Origin of the sequence: Saccharopolyspora aridisoli (genome assembly GCF_004348445.1) — a bacterium.
Lineage (GTDB): Bacteria > Actinomycetota > Actinomycetes > Mycobacteriales > Pseudonocardiaceae > Saccharopolyspora > Saccharopolyspora aridisoli.
In genome coordinates this window covers 73,330-91,416 of the sequence record NZ_SMKV01000003.1, presented here as the reverse complement: position 1 = coordinate 91,416, position 18,087 = coordinate 73,330, and the positions used below count along the sequence as shown (strand labels likewise).

The 18,087-nt window shown below is 68.0% G+C and carries 16 protein-coding genes; 7 read left to right on the top strand and 9 right to left on the bottom strand.

Translation table 11 applies throughout. From position 1 onward, the window contains the following. The first annotated feature begins 101 nt into the window (after positions 1-101). Positions 102-584 carry a hypothetical protein gene (locus E1161_RS03175; protein WP_132619383.1) on the top strand — a complete coding sequence of 161 codons (483 nt, stop codon included), beginning with the start codon at positions 102-104 and terminating at the stop codon, positions 582-584. Here the strand turns inward: E1161_RS03175 and E1161_RS03170 are convergent. The 3 genes from E1161_RS03170 to E1161_RS03160 all read right to left on the bottom strand — a co-directional run bounded on the left by E1161_RS03170 (position 569) and on the right by E1161_RS03160 (position 4,238). Next, positions 569-1,054, bottom strand: coding sequence for a hypothetical protein (locus tag E1161_RS03170; protein ID WP_132619381.1), 486 nt, complete (start codon positions 1,052-1,054; stop codon positions 569-571). The two genes, E1161_RS03175 and E1161_RS03170, sit on opposite strands and share 16 nt — an antisense overlap. 283 nt (positions 1,055-1,337) lie before the next feature. Then, the gene (locus tag E1161_RS03165) at positions 1,338-3,371 is read right to left on the bottom strand and encodes a putative bifunctional diguanylate cyclase/phosphodiesterase (protein WP_132619379.1); all 2,034 of its coding nucleotides are present in this window, start codon (positions 3,369-3,371) and stop codon (positions 1,338-1,340) included. Positions 3,372-3,629: 258 nt separating this feature from the next. Then, entirely contained in the window at positions 3,630-4,238 is a 609-nt protein-coding gene (locus tag E1161_RS03160; protein WP_132619377.1) for a TetR/AcrR family transcriptional regulator, read from the bottom strand. 133 nt (positions 4,239-4,371) lie between these two features. Between E1161_RS03160 and E1161_RS03155 the strand changes: the two genes are divergently transcribed. The 3 genes from E1161_RS03155 (at position 4,372) to E1161_RS03145 (ending at position 7,653) form a co-directional block, all read left to right on the top strand. After that, entirely contained in the window at positions 4,372-5,598 is a 1,227-nt protein-coding gene (locus E1161_RS03155; RefSeq protein WP_132619375.1) for a cytochrome P450, read from the top strand. Positions 5,599-5,609: 11 nt separating this feature from the next. Further along, a complete protein-coding gene (locus tag E1161_RS03150) occupies positions 5,610-7,145 on the top strand; it encodes an aldehyde dehydrogenase family protein (protein WP_132619373.1) in 1,536 nt (511 codons plus the stop codon). A gap of 238 nt (positions 7,146-7,383) precedes the next feature. Beyond that, complete coding sequence (locus E1161_RS03145) at positions 7,384-7,653, top strand: DinB family protein (protein WP_132619371.1); 270 nt, start codon at positions 7,384-7,386, stop codon at positions 7,651-7,653. Between the two features lie 230 nt (positions 7,654-7,883). On the opposite strand, the gene E1161_RS03140 is transcribed toward E1161_RS03145, so the two are convergent. Then, positions 7,884-9,935 carry a YhgE/Pip domain-containing protein gene (locus E1161_RS03140; RefSeq protein WP_132619370.1) on the bottom strand — a complete coding sequence of 684 codons (2,052 nt, stop codon included), beginning with the start codon at positions 9,933-9,935 and terminating at the stop codon, positions 7,884-7,886. Positions 9,936-9,939: 4 nt separating this feature from the next. Continuing rightward, positions 9,940-12,672, bottom strand: a complete 2,733-nt coding sequence (locus E1161_RS03135; RefSeq protein ID WP_132619368.1) for an MMPL family transporter — start codon at positions 12,670-12,672, stop codon at positions 9,940-9,942. A 121-nt stretch (positions 12,673-12,793) separates the two neighbouring features. Between E1161_RS03135 and E1161_RS03130 the strand changes: the two genes are divergently transcribed. Both E1161_RS03130 and E1161_RS03125 read left to right on the top strand, forming a co-directional pair. After that, a complete protein-coding gene (locus tag E1161_RS03130; RefSeq protein WP_165939667.1) occupies positions 12,794-13,447 on the top strand; it encodes a TetR/AcrR family transcriptional regulator in 654 nt (217 codons plus the stop codon). Positions 13,448-13,491: 44 nt separating this feature from the next. Beyond that, positions 13,492-13,920, top strand: a complete 429-nt coding sequence (locus E1161_RS03125) for a helix-turn-helix domain-containing protein (protein ID WP_235874746.1) — start codon at positions 13,492-13,494, stop codon at positions 13,918-13,920. A 31-nt stretch (positions 13,921-13,951) separates the two neighbouring features. On the opposite strand, the gene E1161_RS03120 is transcribed toward E1161_RS03125, so the two are convergent. Next, positions 13,952-14,386, bottom strand: a complete 435-nt coding sequence (locus tag E1161_RS03120) for a VOC family protein (RefSeq protein WP_132619364.1) — start codon at positions 14,384-14,386, stop codon at positions 13,952-13,954. 239 nt (positions 14,387-14,625) lie between these two features. Between E1161_RS03120 and E1161_RS03115 the strand changes: the two genes are divergently transcribed. Then, entirely contained in the window at positions 14,626-16,731 is a 2,106-nt protein-coding gene (locus tag E1161_RS03115; RefSeq protein ID WP_235874745.1) for an NB-ARC domain-containing protein, read from the top strand. Positions 16,732-16,849: 118 nt separating this feature from the next. Here the strand turns inward: E1161_RS03115 and E1161_RS03110 are convergent, their stop codons facing one another. From E1161_RS03110 to E1161_RS03100, 3 genes are read right to left on the bottom strand one after another with little or no spacing between them, the layout of a single operon-like run. Then, positions 16,850-17,005, bottom strand: a complete 156-nt coding sequence (locus E1161_RS03110; protein WP_235874744.1) for a DUF397 domain-containing protein — start codon at positions 17,003-17,005, stop codon at positions 16,850-16,852. Between the two features lie 15 nt (positions 17,006-17,020). Then, the gene (locus tag E1161_RS03105) at positions 17,021-17,188 is read right to left on the bottom strand and encodes a DUF397 domain-containing protein (RefSeq protein WP_328591208.1); all 168 of its coding nucleotides are present in this window, start codon (positions 17,186-17,188) and stop codon (positions 17,021-17,023) included. Positions 17,189-17,208: 20 nt separating this feature from the next. Beyond that, entirely contained in the window at positions 17,209-18,048 is an 840-nt protein-coding gene (locus E1161_RS03100) for a helix-turn-helix domain-containing protein (RefSeq protein WP_165939666.1), read from the bottom strand. Between the last annotated feature and the right edge of the window lie 39 nt (positions 18,049-18,087).

Here is an 18,087-nt window from a genome sequence, read left to right as displayed (position 1 = left end):
TGCGACCGCCGCATTTCGCTTCCACGGCCCGGTGCTTCACGGGACCCTCGCCAGGACTTGATCTTCCTGGGGGTGAAGTTCCCATTCCGGAGGCACACACCATGCATGACAGGACGCAGCCGATCGATCGACCGAGCAGACGGGTTCTCACAAGTCTGGCGATCGCCGCGGGCGGCGGCGTGATCGCGCTGTTCTTCGAGTACTTCGTGCTCCAAGACCTGCTCGCCCCAGAGCCCCACCCGTGGAAGAGCAACGGTTCGCCAACCGCGATTAACGGCGTCTCCGCTCATGGTGAGATCGCGCAAGACCGCGGCATTGTCCGCATCAAGGGGACGCTTTGGGACAAGGCTGATGACAAGAAGGGCGTACTACTCATCATCGCCGTGGACGACGGCAAGAACGTCAGCGAGACTCGCGTGCCCCACGCCCAGGGCGCGCACCGGCCGATGAACTTCGAATACTCCTTCCCCAGTTCGGTCAAGAGCATCACGGTCAGCGAGTGCCTGACCCACCCCACGAAGTCGAACGAGATCAGGGATTGCAGCGACGAACCGCTGGTGATCTGGCCCTACCGCGCGCCGTAGACGGTTTCGCAGGGGATTCCGTCGGAGTCGTCGTCCATGTCCGAGGGTGCGCCGAGCGAGTACCAGTAGCCGGTGACCTCGGCAAAGGTCATGCCCTGAGCCTGCAGCATCGCGCAGTCGTGGGTGCCCGTCTGCTCAGTGGCGGGGGCGTTCTTCTCGCCGTAGATGGTTTCGCACGGGATGCCGTCGGAGTCGTCGTCCATGTCCGACGGTGATCCGAGGCCGTACCAGTAGCCGACGACCTCGGTGAAGTCCATTCCCGAGTTCTGCAGGTCTCCGCAGTCGTGGGTGCTGCGCACCGGCTCTTGCTGCTCGACCACGGCAGGCGCGTTGACCGTCGTCGACGGAACCGGGGCCAGCGGAGGCGGAGGGGGCGGCGAGGAGCCCGGCGGCACGATGTTGATCGTGCACGCGCTCGCGACCGCGATCAGCGCCGCGCAGCAGAGCATTCGGACGGCCCACAGGTTCACGAGATCCAGCATGAGCAGCCGCGCCACCGCTCGTCACGGGCCAAAGTCCCGCCGTCTTCGCAGCTCCCCGATGATCTTGCCCAGCCCGCCGAGGGTGTCCTGCGTCGCACGCGGCGCCCTTCAGCTCGCGACGATCCTTCCGAAGATACCTCTCGACGAAGAAATCCCCTCGATTAGACACGTCCGAGTGAGGCTATTACTGCTGGTGAAAGCCACGCTCACCAAGACAACTCTGAGGGAGCGGGCACGGCGCGGTGGCGCTGCTCGGGTCGCTGGCCGTCTATCAGGCGCCCGCGAGGTAGGCGCGGAACTCCTCGGGCGGGATCGGCCGGGAGAAGTAGTAGCCCTGGTAGGCGTCGACGGAGACCGCGCGCAGCAGCTGGTGCTGCGTGGAGGTCTCCACGCCCTCCGCGATGCACATGCGGCCCAGCGTTCGGGCGAGTTCGGTCATCGCTCGGGCGATGCCCAGGTCGTCGGGGTCGGATCCGACGCCGCGGACGAACATGCGGTCCAGCTTGATGATCTGCGTCGGAAGCTCCTTGAGCACCGCCAGCGACGAGTAGCCGGTCCCGAAGTCGTCGACCGCGAACTGCACGCCATCAGCGACCAGGTCGTTCATCTGTTGACGCTGCTCGGGTTCGAGCTGCGCGAAAACCGTTTCCACCATCTCCAGCACGAGATCGAAGGGCGCAGCACCGGTTTCGCGGATCACCGAGCGCACGACGTCGGCGAAACCGGGCTGCTCGGGGCGAAGTCCGGAAAGGTTCACCGCCACCTTCACCGGGACCTCGTCAGCGCGCTTCCAGGAGACCGCCTCGCGCAGGGCGGCGCGCAGCACGCACGTGTCGAGGTCGGCGAGCATGCCGCCGCGCGAGGCCACCGCGAGCACCACGTCCGGCGTGAGCGGCCCGAGGTCCGGGTGGTGCCAGCGCAGCAGCGCCTCGGCCATCACGACGTTGTCGTCGTTGTCGATGACGGGCTGGTAGTGCAGGTCGAGCTCGTCGCGGTCGATGGCCTCGCGCAGGTGCTGCTCCAGCGTGAGCTGGTCGTGGTCGATCCCCGACCGCGCCTGGCCGCGCACCCGGGCGTCGAGCATCGCCGACTCCGCGGAGCGCAGCAGGGCGACGACGTCGGTACCGCTGTCCTCGACCACCTTCACGCCGATCGACGCCGTGACCTGCACCTGCCTGCGACGCAGCGGAACGGTCATCCGGAACAGCTCCGCGACGTTGTTGACGACCGAGTCCAGGTCGTGGTCGCCGTCGAGGTCGCGCAGCAGGATCACGAACTCGTCGCCGTAGAAGCGGGCCACCTCGCAGCGGGGGGGCAGCCCGGCGAGCAGGCGTTCGGCGACCGCCGACAGGAGTTCGTCGCCGGCTTCGTGGCCGAGGGCGTCGTTGACCCGCTTGAAGTTGTGCAGGTCGCAGAACAGCACCGCGACGCTCCCGGGCTTGTCCGGGGGCAACAGCTCGGCGAGCCGGTCCTGGAAGCCCCGGCGGTTCAGCAGCCCGGTGAGCTCGTCGTGGGTGGCTTGGTAGCGCAGGGTCATGGCGCGGGCGAGCTGCTCGGTGATGTCGTGGAAGGTGACCAGCCAGCTGCGGCCGCCGTCGTCGCGGACCGACGCGGCGGCGTGCACCTGGCAGGGCACGGGAGAGCCGTCGGACCGGGCCAGCACCCGGTGCGGGACCAGCAGTTCGCTTGAGGAGCGGGTGAGACCGCCGACCAGACCGCCGCCGGAGTCGGCGGGGTCGAGGAACTCGACGTCGCGGCGGCCGAGCAACTCGTCGAGCCGGTAACCGAGCAGGTCGCAGAGCGCGCCGTTGGCGTCGACGAAGCGGCCCTCGTCGTCGAGCAGCGCGATGCCCGCGGGAGCGAGCTCGAACAGGTCGGCCATCCTGCGCTTGGTGCGCTCGACGCGAGCGGTGGACTCGCTCTCGTTGCGCACCACCTTGATGAAGCCGTCGAGCGCGCCATCGGGAGTGCGCTGCGCGGCGATCACCACGTGCGCCCAGTACCGGCTGCCGTCCTTCCGGACGCGCCAGCCCCTGTCGATGAAGAACGCGTTCTCCGCGGCCTGTCGCAACTCCCAGTCCGGGTAGCGCGCTTCGACCTGATCAGGTGGGTAGAACAGCGAGAAGTGGCGTCCGATGACCTCGTGCGACTCATAGCCCCCGAGCCGGGCGGCGCCCGGGTTCCAACTGGCCACGTACCCGTCCGGGTCCAGGGCGAAGATCGCGTAATCCCGCATGTCCTCGGCGGCGAGAATCTTCTGCGCACCAACGTGCACCGCCCATGGCTCACGCTTGTCGTGGTCCATAACTGGTCCCGTTCCTCGGCGTGTCCGCAACGTACGGTCCCGAGACCAGTCCTCGCAACCGGTGTGCGCAACTCGTTCTGCTCGGCGGCGCAGGCGCGAGAACCTGAGCGGCTCCGTGGACTCCGCGCGCCGCTCCTGGTGCGTGCGATGTGCACGGCGTTGCGGTGCGCTCGCCACGAAGCGCTCAGGCCCTCCGGAGGCGCGGGTTGCTGGGGTGGGAACCGAAAACAGCATTGGCTCCACCACTTGGACGCAGCCCTACGGCGCTGGTGTCGGGGCCAGGATCGCTGGGGTCACCCAACGGCGCAGGAAAGCACGCAGATCAGCTCCACCTCGCCCGGGCAGCGGGTCGTTGGCGAACGACAGGAGCACGCGCAGCAGGAACTCCAGCAGTTCGGTCAGCTCGTCGCCGGAGAAGCCGAGATCGTCCCAGTCGACGTCGGTGCGGGCGAACGCGAGCCGGCAGGCGTCGAAGGCCCGGACCGACGTGGCGCCGCGCGAGAAGGCTTCCGGACGACCGAGGTCCAAGAAGAGTCCCAGGTAGGGGTCTTTCGGCACTTGTTCGATGGCGTAGGCCATGGCCTCGACCACGACGTCGGCTGGATCGCGGCGTCCGGCCAGGTGGGCGACGAGGCGTTCGAGGAAGCTGTTGAGCGCGGCGAACCCGACCGCGATGAACAGCTCCTCGGTGCTCGGGAAGTAGCGGTAGACGGTCTGGCGGATGACCCCCAGCTCGGCGGCGACGTCCGAGAGGCTCGTCTTGCCCGGTCCGTGCCGGTCGATGCACCGCATCGCCGCGTCGATGATGCGGGCCTTGGCCTCCTCGCCGTCACGCGGCGGCGCACCGTTCCACGCCGGTCGTTTCATGGCTCAAGTATGGCCGAGCGGACCCGCGACGCTGCCCATTGCCTCCTGACAATCATACATTTACGGTATGTCTGTATGACTCGCTTCGGCAAGCCGAACCGCGATCACCCCCGCGATCCGCGAGGAGGCAACGGTGCCTGACCCGACGATCCCGGCAGGACTCGACTTCTCCGATCCAGAGCTGTGGGCCCAACGGACCCCGGTCGAGGAGTTCACCTCGCTGCGCCAGACCGCGCCGGTCTGGTGGAACGCGCAGACCGGCGGCATGGACGCGCCCTACGACGACGGCGGGTTCTGGGTGATCACCAAGCACGCCGACATCCGAGAGATCTCCCGCGACCCCAAGCTCTACTCGTCGGAGGCCAACAACGCGATCATCCGATTCCCCGGCTACACCACGCCGGAAGCGTTCGAGGCGATCCGCACGATGCTGATCAACATGGACCCGCCGAGACACACCCAGATCCGCGGCATCATCAACAAGGGGTTCACCCCGCGAGCTGTGGAGAATCTGCGGGCAGCGCTGACCGAACGCGCCGAGGCCATCGTGCGCGACGCGCGCGAGCAGGGCGGTGGCGACTTCGTCGAGCAGGTCGCCTGCGAACTCCCGCTGCAGGCCATCGCCGAGCTGCTGGGCGTCCCGCAGGAGGACCGCAAGAGCCTCTTCGACTGGTCCAACCAAATGCTCAACTTCGACGACCCCGAGTTCGGCGATCCAGTCTCCGCGGCCGCCGAAGTGCTCGGCTACGCGATGACCATGGCCGAGACCAAGCGCGCCTGCCCGATGGACGACATCGTGTCCAAGCTGGTCACCGCCGACGTCGACGGGCAGTCGCTGAGCTCCGACGAGTTCGGGTTCTTCGTGATCCTGCTGTCGGTCGCCGGCAACGAGACGACACGCAACGCCACCACGCACGGCATGAAGGCCTTCGTCGACAACCCCGACCAGTGGGAGATCTACCGGGAGCAGCGACCGTCCACCGCACCCGACGAGATCGTCCGCTGGGCCACGCCGGTCACCTCCTTCCAGCGCACCGCCACCGAGGACGTCGAGGTCAGCGGCCAGCTGATCGGCCGTGGCGAGAGGGTCGCGCTGTTCTACAGCTCGGCCAACTTCGACGAGGACGTCTTCGACGACCCGTTCCGCTTCGACGTGCTGCGAGACCCCAACCCCCACTTGGGTTTCGGAGGCACCGGAGCGCACTACTGCGTGGGTGCCAACCTCGCCCGCCTGCAACTGGACCTGATCTTCAACGCGATCGCCGACGTGCTGCCGAACCTGCGGCAGGTCGCCGAGCCCGAGCGGCTTCGATCCAGCTTCATCAACGGCATCAAGCACTGGCAAGTCAGCTACGAGTAGAAGGAATCCCCATGGCTATCGTGCAGCCGCAGCCGGCCGCGGAGGACGGGCGGCGTCGCATCCGCCTGGACAGCCCGGTGGACCGCCACCACGTCGGCGACCTGGAGATCAGCACCAAGGCCGAAGTCGACGCAGCCGTCGAACGCGCCCGCAAGGCCCAGCAGGACTGGGCCGCGCGGCCGGTCGCCGAACGCGCCCGCATCCTGCGCAACGCGGTCGACGTGCTGGTCCGGCGGCGCGAGGAGATCGTCGACCAGGTCCGCGCCGAGACGGGCAAACCCCGCGTGGAAGCACTGGCCATCGAGATCGTGCCCGCCTGCGACTTCGTCAACTTCTGGTGCAAGCGCGCCACCAAGGACCTGCGCGACGAGAAGCGCAGGCTGCACGGGTACCTGGCACCGATGAAGAAGCTGCGCATGCGGTACCAGCCGCTCGGCGTGGTCGGGGTGATCACGCCGTGGAACGCGCCGTTCGTGCTGTCGCTGAACCCGGTCGTGCAGGCACTGCTGGCGGGGAACTCGGTGGTGCTCAAACCGTCCGAGGTCACCCCGCGCTCCGGTGAGCTCGCGGTGAAGGTGCTGCACGAGGCGGGCGTGCCCGAAGACGTGGTGCAGGTGGTGCACGGCGACGGCGGAACCGGTGCGGCCCTGGTGGACGGCGACGTCGACAAGATCTCCTTCACGGGCAGCGTCACCACCGGCCGCAGCATCGCCTCGGCCTGCGCGAAGAAGCTCACGCCCTACACCCTGGAGCTCGGCGGCAAGGACGCCATGATCGTCTGCGCCGACGCCGACCTGGAACGCGCGGCGGCCGGTGCGGCGTACCTGTCGATGTTCAACACCGGACAGGTGTGCCTGAGCGTCGAGCGGATCTACGTCGTGGAGTCGGTCGCCGAGGAGTTCATCCGGCTGCTCAAGGAGGAGGTCACCGCCCTGCGCTTCGGCTCAGAGGACGGCGATGTGGGCCCGCTGTTCTTCGACCGGCAGGTCGACGTGGTCAGCAGGCACCTGGAGGACGCGAAGGAGAAGGGCGCCCAGGTGCTGGTCGGCGGCTCCCCCGCCGACGGCGAGGGCCTGTTCTTCCAGCCGACCGTGGTCGTCGATGCCAACCACGAGATGGACCTGATGACCGAGGAGACCTTCGGTCCGGTCGCCACCGTGATGCGGGTGCGCGACGAGGAGGAAGCCGTCCGGATGGCCAACGACTGCCAGTACGGGCTCGGCGGCAGCGTCTTCACCCAGGACAAGGTCAAGGCCGAGCGCATCGCGGGCCGGCTCAACACGGGATCGGTGGTGCACAACGACGCCGCGGTCATCTACGGCGTCCCGGAAGCGCCCTTCGGCGGGCGGAAGAACAGCGGTGTCGGCCAGGTCAACGGCCTGCAGTCGCTGCGCGGGTTCACCCACCCCCAGCCGATCCTGCTCAGCCGCTTCTCCTCGAAGAAGGAGAGCATCTGGTACCCCTACAACGACGCCACCATCCGCAACCTCGACGGCTTGATCCGCTACGGCTTCGGCAACAAGCTCCTCCGCAAACTCCTCTCCTGAACCCGGCTCCCGAGATGATGCGATCACGGCGGTATTCCCGGGTACCGACCCGACTACCGCCGTGACCCGAACACCGAACACTGCGGTGATCCGGGTGCCGACGGGCGTCGGGAGGGTGGGCGGCTCGTTCGCTCCCGCGGCGTCGGCCCTGCGATGGGCGGCATGTCCGGAGCTCAGCACCTGGTCCAGGCGGCGGCGACGCTCAAGCAGGTCGCAGCCGCCGATCTCGCCCTCGCAGTTGTCAGCACCGGCCCCGTGCGCGGTGTTCGACGTGCGGGCGCTGATCGACCACCTGCTGCACTGGGGTCCGCCGTTCGAGGCGGCGGCCCGCGGTGTGCACGTCGCTCCCCCTGCCGAGGCCGTCGACCGCACGGGCGGCGACTGGGCGAAGGCGCTGCTCCCCCAGCTCGACCGCACCTCGCGCGCCTGGGACGTGCCGGAGGCCTGGACCGGCAGGACCCACATGGGCGGCCCGATGACCTACCCGTCGAGCTGGTGGGCCACCTGATCACCATCGAGTTCACGCCTGGAACCTCTCCCGGGTGACGGACACCGAGGTCGCCTGGGAAACCTGACGCCTCAACAGGACCGCGGCCGAGGGCCCGGAGAGGGGCGCCTACGCCGAGGAGGTCCCGGTAGCGGAGGACGCCCTGCTGCTCGACGAGATCGTCGCCAAGACCGGCCGCGACCCCCGCTGGCGCCCCTAGAGCGCACCAACGGGGTCGTGGGCGGTCAGCCTCACCAGGCCGGGCGCGCTCCGGGCGAGGGACGCCGGCGGAACTGGCGTGACGGGACGACGCGAGCCCGGTCCACGGCCAGGGTGAGCACCAGACCTCCGGCCACGAGCCAGGCGACGAGCTGCAGCACCCCGCCGAGGGCACCGCCGCCACCGGTGACGATCGCCGAAAGCGCCTGCACCGCGCCCTGCGTCGGCAGCACCGCGCTGACGTCGCGGAGGAAGCCGGGGACCGTCGACACCACGCCCGTCGCGGCGGCCAGCACCAGCACCGCGATCGAGATGATCCGCCCAGTGCTGCCGAACACCGCCACCAGCGCCTGGTTGACCACCACGAACGCCAGCGCCGCCAGCATCGTCACCCCGGTGAAGGCCAGCCAACCGCCGAACCCGAGTCCCAGGGACGGCGCGAGCACCGTGCTCACCAGCACCGCTCCGATTCCGCCCACCGCAACGCCGGGCACCACCGAACCGAACACCAGCCGCCGGGTCGAGCGGCGCGAGGTCGACGCATCGGCCGGAACCGCGGTGGTCACCGCGTAGACGCCCATCGCCGCGGTCCACAACGCGATGGCCACCAGCAGCGCGATCAGCGACTTGCCGAACCCGGGCAGGCTCGTCTCCAGCGCGGCCGGGCTCGCGGCCACGGTCTTGAGGTGCGCGCGCTCGTCGTCGGAGTAGCTGGGGAGCTTGTCGCCCGCCGGCGCCATCTGGTCGGCGAACTGGCGGTTGCCGTCGGCGACCTGCCTGCTTCCGTCGGCCAGCGCCTGCACACCCGTCCCGAGCTCCTGCGACGCGCCGTTGAACTGGTCGAGCCCGTCGGCGAGCTGCCGCGCTCCCCCGGCGAGCTGCTGCGCGCCGCCGTCGAGCTGCTGCCCGCCTCGGGCGAGCTGGCCGACACCGGCGACGAGTTCATCGGACTTGTCGGCGAGCATCTGGTTGCCCTGCGCGACCTGCTCGGACCCGTGGGCCAGGCCCTGCATGCCGTCGCGCATGTCGCGCGCCGGCTTCTGGATCCGGTCCTTGATGGAATCCAGCGCTCCCTCCTGCTGGCTGAGCCGGTCGACCTCCGCGCGCAACCCGGCGCACAGGTCGACGGTGGTCCCTTCCGGCGGGCACTGGGCGAGTAGCTTCCGCAGGCTGGCGAGAGTGCTGGACTCGGTCGGGATCTGGTCGGTGACGAACAAGATCTGATCGGCCAGCGGCGTGAAGGTGTTGGCCATCTGCCGGTTTCCGGCCGCGACCTGCTTGGCTCCGTCGGCCAGCTGCTGGGTCTGCGCCGGCATCTGCTGGATCTGCTGGTGCAGCTGGGTGAGGCCGCCGGAGAGCTGCGAGACGCCGCCCGCGAGCTGTCCGGTTCCGTCCGCCAGCTGGTTGCCGCCGTCGGCGAGCTGCCCGGTTCCGCCGGTGAGCTGGCCGACCCCGGTGGACAGCTGACCGATGCCGTCGGCGAGCTGCCCGCTGCCGTCGGCGAGCTTGTTCGCGCCGTCGGCGGCCGTGCCGAGCTGGTGGTGCATCTGCGTGAAGCCGCCGTAGAAGCCGTCGAGCAGCTGCTCCAGGATCTGCTTGTTGAACACCGACACGCTCTGCCGGGCCGCGGCCGACACCGCGGCCGCGTCAGCGGGGGCCGCTGCCGGGGAGGTCTTGACCTGGATGCCGGCGCGGGTGGCGTCGAGGGGTTCACCGGTCATGACCGAGGCGGCGTTCTGCGAGAACCGCGGCGGGATGATGACTGCCGCCGAGTAGCGGCCTTCGCTGAGACCTTCGTCGGCGTCGTCGGTGTCGGTCATCTCCCACGAGTAGCCGGACTCGGTGTTGTTGACCAGCTTCGCGGCCATCTCGCGGCCGAGCGGAGCCATCTGCCCGTTGATGGTGGCGGGTTCGTCGTTGTTGACCACCGCGACCTTCGCGGCGCCGTGCTCGGACATCGGCGCCCAGAAGGCCCAGGCCAGCACGCCGACGATGATCACCGGCACGAGGACCAAGCCGGTCCAGGTGCGCCAGCCGACCGAGCCGCCTGCGCGCCTGCTCACGTGCGTGAACGGGTTCAGCATGTCCTCAAACCTCCAGGAGGCGGCCGGCGAACGCGGGGGCGTCCGGCCGCGTGGAAAGCCGCATCGTGCTCAGCCGGTGTTCCGGCAACAGGCCGGAGACCAGGCTCGGGTTCTGGTGGGTGACCACGAAAGCCACCGGCTCACCGTCCGATGTGGACTCATGCGCGAGCAGTCGGGCGATCTCGCGGCGCTGCTCGGTGTCGGCGACGGCGTCGAGCTCGTCGATGAGCACCAACCGCACGCCGTCGGCCAGGGCCGAGGCGATCTCGGCAGCGGGCGCAACGCTCTCGCGGCAGCGCACCAGCGCGGTTGCGGACCGCACGGCGCGGGCGCGCTGCGGCAGCAGGAAACCCATCACGCGCACGTCGCCGCGCACTCCGCTGAGCCGTCCGCCGAGCGCGTGCAGCATCGCCGAGGACAGGTCGTCGTCATCGCCCTGCACCGCCAGCACTCCGCCGGGCCGCAACGCGATCCGCACGTCTTCGAAGATCGGCTCGTCGCGGTCGTCGCGCACGCCGAACCCGCGCGCGCTGACGACCTCGTCGCTGCCGGGCCAGTTGGCGAGCCGGATCTCGTGCTCCAGAGCCTCGCCTTCGACGTCGAGCGCGGGAAGCTTGCGCGACAACCACTTCGGCAGCCACCATGCCCGGTCGCCGAGCAGCGCCATCACGGCGGGCACGAGCGTCATGCGCACGATGAAGGCGTCGACGAACACGCCGACGGCGAGCCCGAAGGCGATGGGCTTGATGTTGGAGTCGCCGTGCGGGACGAACGCGGCGAACACCGAGATCATGATGACCGCGGCGGCGACCACGACCGGCGAGACGTTGGAGAACCCGGCTTCGATGGCGCGCTTGGCGTCGCGGTTGTGCGTGTAGTCCTCGCGCATCCGGGACACGAGGAAGACCTCGTAGTCCATGGCAAGGCCGAACAGGATCGCCATCAGCAGCAGCGGCAGGAAGCTGATGACGCCGCCCACGTGGGTGATGTTGAGCTGTTCGGCGAGGTTGCCCTGGTTGAACACGAACGCCGTGGCGCCGAAGGTCGCACCGACCGACAGCAGGTAGCCCAAGGCCGCCTTGATCGGCACCCACACCGACCGGAACACCATGGCCAGCAGCACCAGCGTCAGGCCGACGACGATGACGCCGAAGGGCAGCAGCGCGTCGCTGAGCTTCTCCGACAGGTCGATGCCGATGGCGGTCATGCCGGTGACGGCGATGCCCGCGCCGTAGGTCTGCTCGAAGTGCGGGCTGAGGTCGCGCAGCCGGTGCACCAGGTCCTCGGTCTCCTGCGACTCACCGCCGGAAGTGGGGATGACCTGGATGATGCCGGTGTCGATGGTCTCGTTCGGAGTCGCCATCGGGATCGCGGCGACACCGGGAAGCGCGCGGATCTCGTCGGCCATGCCGTTGACCTGGCCGAGCGGGTCCTTGGTGCCGATGACGTCGGTGGTGACGATCAGCGGCGCGTTGTAGCCGGGGCCGAACTGCTCGGCGACGGCGTCGTAGGTGTCGCGCGCCGGGGTCCCCACGGCCTGCGCTCCGGCGTCGGGCACCGCGAGCCGCAGGTCAGCGGCGGGGATCGTGCAGATCCCGAGCGCGGCGATGACGATCACGATCGTCAGCAGCGGAGCCTTGGTGACCGCGCGGACCCAGCGCAGGCTGAACGTGGTGCGCGTGCGGGCGCGGGTGGTGCGCTTGGCGCGAGCTCGCTTGGGGCGCAGCCGTTCCCCGGCGAAGCTGAGCAGCGCGGGGATGACAGTCAGCGACGCGGCGACGCCGACGGCGATCGACACGCCGGCGAGGATGCCCATGACGGTCAGGAACGGGATGCCGGGAACGGCCAGCGCCAGCAGCGCGATGATCACGGTGACGCCGGCGAAGATCACCGCGGATCCGGCGGTGGCCACCGAGCGCGCGATCGATTCGGGGACGTCGAGTCCAGCGCCGAGTTGTTCTCGATGGCGCGAGACGATGAACAGCGAGTAGTCGATGCCGACCGCGAGCCCGAGCATCAGACCGAGCATCGGCGCGGCCGAGGACACCGTGACGAACGCGGTCGACAGCAGCACGATCGTCATCGACACGCCGACGCCGACGAGCGCGGTGATCAGCGGCATCACGGCGCCGACCAGCGAGCGCAGCATCAGCAGCAGCACCAGCAGCGCCACGATCACGCCGACCGCTTCGGTGGCGCCGACGGCGGGCATGTTGACGGCGAAGATCGAGCCGCCCGCGTGGACGTCGCTGCCGGGGCCGAGCTGGCGTTCGAGGGTGTCGGCTTCGGCGAGCAGGCCGTTCTTCACCGAGTCCGGCACGGAGGTCGCGGCGTAGCTGAGCTGCACCGTGATCAGCGCGGTGTCGCCGTCGGGCGAGACCTGGTTCTCAACCATGTCCGACAGCGGGTTCATCACGGCCGTCACGCCGTCCTGGCCTTCGACGCGGTGGATCACGGCCTCGAGGGCCTCGCGCCCGTGCGGCGAGTCGATGCGCTGACCGGGCGGTGTGGTGGCGACGAGCTGGGCGCTGGAGCCACTCATCTGGGGGAAGACGTTGTTGAGGTGGTCGAGCGTGTCCTGGGACTCGGAGCCGGGGATCGCGAGTTCGGTCTCCATGCCCTGCTGGAACAGCGCGGCACCGGTTCCCAGCACCGCGAGCAGGGCTAGCCAGGCGACCAGCACCCAGGCTCGACCGCGGACCACTGCCCGCCCCAGCCGGTGAAGCAACGAAGACAAGGGGAACACTCCCGGTATTTCGATACACGGTGTATGCGATGCAGACTGTATATTTCCGAGATCCACCTAGCTCGTGACCGCACTGAACTGTGAGCCGAAACACCGCAGGAGAATGCCCGGCATGACCGAACAACCGCGGCAACGGGAAACACGGCGACGGGCGCAGACTCGTCGGCGTCTGATCGACGCAGCACGCGAGGTGTTCTCCGAGCACAGCATTCGCGACACCCCCGTGGAGCTGATCTGCGAGACAGCCGGCTTCAGCCGCGGCGCCTTCTACTCGAACTTCGACACCAAGGAGGACCTGTTCCTCGCGGTGTACGAGGAGGAGATGAGCCTGCGCATCCAGAAGACGCGCGCGATCGTCGACGACGTGCTCGGCGAGGGCATCGCCGACCGGGAGTCGCTGCACGACGCGATCGTCAAGGTCGGCACGGCCTGCGCCGAATCGCTGATCGCCGACCAGAACTGGTACATGCTGGTCACCGAGTTCCGAGCGCACGCGCTGCGCCACCCGCACCTGCGCGAGCGCGCCGGCGGATCCCTGGAACACCTCACGGACTCGATCGCCGAACTGCTGCACGAGGCCCTGGACCGGCTGAACCTGCGCCTGGTCGTCGACACCCGCGACGCCGTCCGCGCGCTGACCTCGGTCTACGAGGCCCAGCTCGAGCACGCGGCGTTCACCGGCGCCTCGTCGACGTCGAAGCCGCTGTTCACGCAGATCTTCCCCAGGATGGTCCAGGCGTTCATCGAACCCATCGATCCCACGTGACGCGTTGCCGCATCGTTCCTCTTCATGACCTAAGATGAGATCCGATGCGGGAAGATATGTACTCGGTTGAGCAGGTCGCGGCACTCCTCGGCCTGCACGTGCGCACGGTTCGCAGCTACATCCGCTCAGGCAGGCTCAACGCCGTCCGCATCGGCAAGCAGTACCGGATCTCCCGGTCCGACCTCGAACAGCTCACCGGCAGACCGACCGAACCCGCTCACACCGCCGGCGCGGTGGAGGTCTCCAGCATCGTCCAGATCGACGGCGTCGACCGCTCAGCGGCAGACCGCCTCGGCACCCTGGTCCTCGCGGGCGTGGGCGCCGACCGCACCCTGCGCGTGCACACCATCCACGACGAAGACCGCAAACGCCTCAAGATCGTCGTCATCGGAGAGATGGCCGAGACGGCAGAGGTCCTGCAACTCCTCGACTCGGTGCTGAACAGCGAAAGCGGCTTGTTCACCGCGGAGTAGCCGACTGGAACGGACCCGTCGGCTTGGTCAATCAGTCGAGGCAGAACTCGTTGCCCTCGACGTCCTGCATCAGCTGGCAGGACTCGTTGAACCCGTCGGCGACCAGCAGCGCGCCTCGGGTGGCCCCGAGCTCTTCGAGACGTGCGCACTCGGTCTCCAGAGCAGCGAGCCGTTCCTCCCCCACCAGCCCAGTCCCGACCCGCACGTCGAGATGCACCCGGTTCTTCACGACCTTGCCCTCAGGAACCCGCTGGAAGAACAACCGCGGCCCAATTCCAGTGGGATCAACGCAGGCAAAAGCCGCCCCCTGCCGCTCAGCGGGCAAAGACCGATCGAACTCATTCCAGGACTCGAACCCAGGCGGCGGAGGCGGCACGACGTACCCGAGCACCTCGGACCAGAACCGAGCCACCCGCTCCGGGTCCGCACAGTCAAAAGTGATCTGAACCTGCTTGACCGACCCCATCACCCCAGCGTAGCGACACCACGCGCAAGAACGGGCACATTTCCTGGGCGAAACGCTCGCCGTGCTTGGCCACCACCGTCGACGCGCTACGAACAGCTGCCCGTGACGGTGGCCAGACCAGGCACCCGCAGTGTCGCCAGCGCTGTCCGGCTCGGTTTCCTCCCGCGGATGGTGGTGCAAGATCAACGCCGCTTGTGCCAGCCTCGCACTGGAAACTGCCGCTGCCGGAAGAAGGAACCGTGGGAACTCCATCTGGGGGTGCGCACAACAGCGCATCGGAGGCCGCCAACGTCGTCCAGGCGCAGAACGTCCACGGCGATGTGCACGTTCACAGCACGGTGAATGCGACGAACCGGGGAGTAGTGCCACGTCAGCTTCCTGCGACGGTTCGGCACTTCATCAACCGCACTGTCGAACAGGACGCACTGACAACGCTGTTGAACGGTTCAGGTGAAGACCACACCGTGCTGGTGTCGACCATCGACGGTCTCGCGGGGGTGGGGAAGTCAGCGCTGGTCGTTCAGTGGGCTCATCAGTTGCGAGAGCAGTTCTCAGACGGTGAGCTGTACGTCAACCTCCGGGGGTTCGACCCGGTTGCCGAATCGGTGAGACCTGCCGAGGCATTGACCGGATTCCTCATCGCTCTCGGTGTCGCCCCGGAAGCGATCCCGATCGCGGAAGAGGCGAAAGCGGCACAATTCCGCACGCTGGTGCACGGCCGACGCATGCTGCTCGTGCTGGACAACGCCCGCGACACCGAGCAGGTCCTGCCGTTGCTGCCGGGCTCTTCCGGCTGCTTGGTCGTCGTCACGAGCCGCCAACGGCTTGACGGTCTAGTGGCCCGCCACGGAGCTCACCGGCTCGCACTCACCACCCTGACGCGGAGCGAAGGCCGCACACTGCTCAGCAACTACGTCGGGGCTGACCGACTCTCCGACGAGCCAGCAGCGGTCGAGGCGTTGCTGGAACACTGCGCCGGCCTACCGCTGGCGCTCACGTTGGTCGCGGTCCAAGCCGCCGCCGAGCCGGATGTCACCCTGGATGACCTCGCCGCGGACCTGAGCGACGAACGAGATCGACTCGACACCCTCGACGCGGGAGGAAAGACCGGCATCAGAGCGGTGTTCTCCTGGTCCTACCGCACCCTCTCGCCCAACGCCGCCCGGTTGTTCCGCCTGCTCGGACTTCCCAACTCACCTGACATCAGTTCATCCGCTGCTGCGGCGCTCGACGGAACGAATGTGCGCCGCACCCGGCGGGCGCTGGCCGAGCTCTCCCGTGCGCATCTGCTCACTCGGCGCGGTGGGGACCGCTACGTCATCCACGACCTCCTGCGCGCCTACGCACGGGAGCGCGCTCACTCCGACGACACCGAAGACGACCGCGAAGCTGCGCTGGAGCGCCTGCTCGACCACCACCTCTACGCCACGTACACAGCCAGCGAGCGCCTTGCGCCCGACCGCGCACTGCCAGCTCTTGAGTACACGGACACGGCCCTGTGGCGCGATTTCCCCACCTACGAGGAGGCATTGGCCTGGTGGGACAGCGAGTACCCCTGCGTGCTCGCCACCATTCGCCAGGCATCGGCGCTCGGGATGTCACGTGCGGCCTGGCTGGCGCATGTCGCCGCCTACCCGTTCAAACTCCGGGGACTGATCGACGAGTTCCACGCGAGCAGTACCGCCGGCCTACGAGTTGCAGAAGCGCAGGAGGACGATCCCGCCCGAGCACGGCTGCTCTTCCACCTGGGCGAGGCACACCACTTCCTCGGCGAGTTCGACGTGGGAAGCCACTACATGCGGCAAGCCGCCGATCTCTTCTCTGCCCTAGGCGAGAGATGGTGGGAGGCGCTGGCCCACAACGTGCAAGGCGAGACCTTCCTGGAGCAGGAGCTCTACGCAGAGGCGGCTGCGTCGGTACGGCGAGCGCTAGAGCTGGCCGATGATCTCAAAGGCGCCCCTGCCGTGCTCGGCCTGGCCTTGGCCCACCTCGGTGATTTCGATGCAGCGTTCTCCTACCTGCGCTACTCACTCGACACCAGCGGCAGCGACGGCTTCGCGACCGGTTACACGTTGCACGCCTTGGGGATCGCACATCTTCTCGCGGGCGACACGAAGAACGCGGTGGAAAGCCTGCATCGCGCAGTGGAGCACCGTCACCACCTCGGCCAGCGGGTGGGTGAGGCCACGAGTCTCACGGCCCTCGGCAAAGCGCACCAGGCTCGCGATGAATTCGATGACGCCCGCAACGCCTGGCAGGCTGCTCTTACCATCCTCGAGGAACGAGGTCACCACAACGTTGAAGTCGTCCGAGCCCTCCTGGACACCATCGATTCCCACCTCTGAATCATCGACTAGCCAGTATCCGTTTGCGGTCGAGCCAGACCTCGTTCTCTCAAAAACTCGTGCGCGGGTTTAAATCACCTAAAAAGGCCGTCCAAGTGGCTGGACTGACTGCGAGCCATTAGCCGTCAGGGTTCTTCGAATCACGCACAGCGATGGTCCTCACGTCCACCGCGACTTCGCCGCAGTTGGTGGACGGGCCGCTTCGACTGCTCGTGCGCCAGTTGAGGACACGCAGCAGCCTCTTCGTCCTGCGCAGGTCAAAGTCCTTACACAAGCCCCAGAACGCCGTTCAGCGGTTGGATAACCGCGCAAGGAACAAGTCCCACTGCGGTCGGGTGAATTCCAACTGGCCTCCGTACCGGTCCTTGGAGTCGCGCACGCCCACGGCCTCACCGCCGTGCCCCACCTCGACGCAGTTCGACGTCGAGCCGGATCGACTCGACTTCCGCCACTCCACCCGGGTCCAGTCCACAGCAACTACCTCAGCTCACGCATCAGCCCCGAAATCAGTTGCTGAGATTCTCTCGCACTCAGCGCCACGGCGTCGAGGCGCTCGAAGGCTTCCTGGTACGGACCGGTCATCGGCGCTTCGTCAAGAAACACGGCGGTCCGCGCCAGTTCGACGTGCACGACCGGACGCGCAGTCGGAAATTCAAGCAGCATGAACCCTCCGACCATGCCTGGATGCGCAGGCGAATCGCTCGGCACTACGCGAACCGAGACGCTGCGTTCCTTGCTCCGCTCTCGGATGTGCTTCAGCTGCGCGTACATGACGTCGGGCCCCCCGACTCCCGAGCGCAAAGCCGCCTCGCCGATGACACCAAGGAACTCCAAGCCCGCTCGCTTGAGCACTTGCTGCCTCCGCAAGCGCGCCATCAGCCGCATCTCAACCTGATCAAGAGCGATGCCATCACCGAGCATGAACGCACGCGTGTACTCCATCGTTTGCAGGAGCCCAGGCACGAGAAGTGGTTCCCAGCTGATCAGCCGACTTGCCTCCGACTCGTAGCTGGCGAGGGTCGCGGACTCCGATGGCAGCCCGGGCAGACCAACAGCCCACCAACCCGGCTCATCGAGGTTCTTGCTCATCCCGATCAGCCGGTCACGCTCGACACCTTTGACTCCGTAGACCGCAAGCAGTGCAGACACTTCTTCAGGCTCGATGTTGCGGAGCCCGTTCTCCAAGCGGGAAAGCGTTGACTTGGACCACCCCAAAGCGCTTGCGATGTCGGTGACGGTCCGTCCAGTCGTCGAGCGCAGCGCAGCAAGCTCAGCTCCGAGCCCACGAGCCCGGACTCCCGGCTTCTTTCGAGGCACCAGCTATCCCTCCGAGGCTCGTCATCAATCGCTGGATCG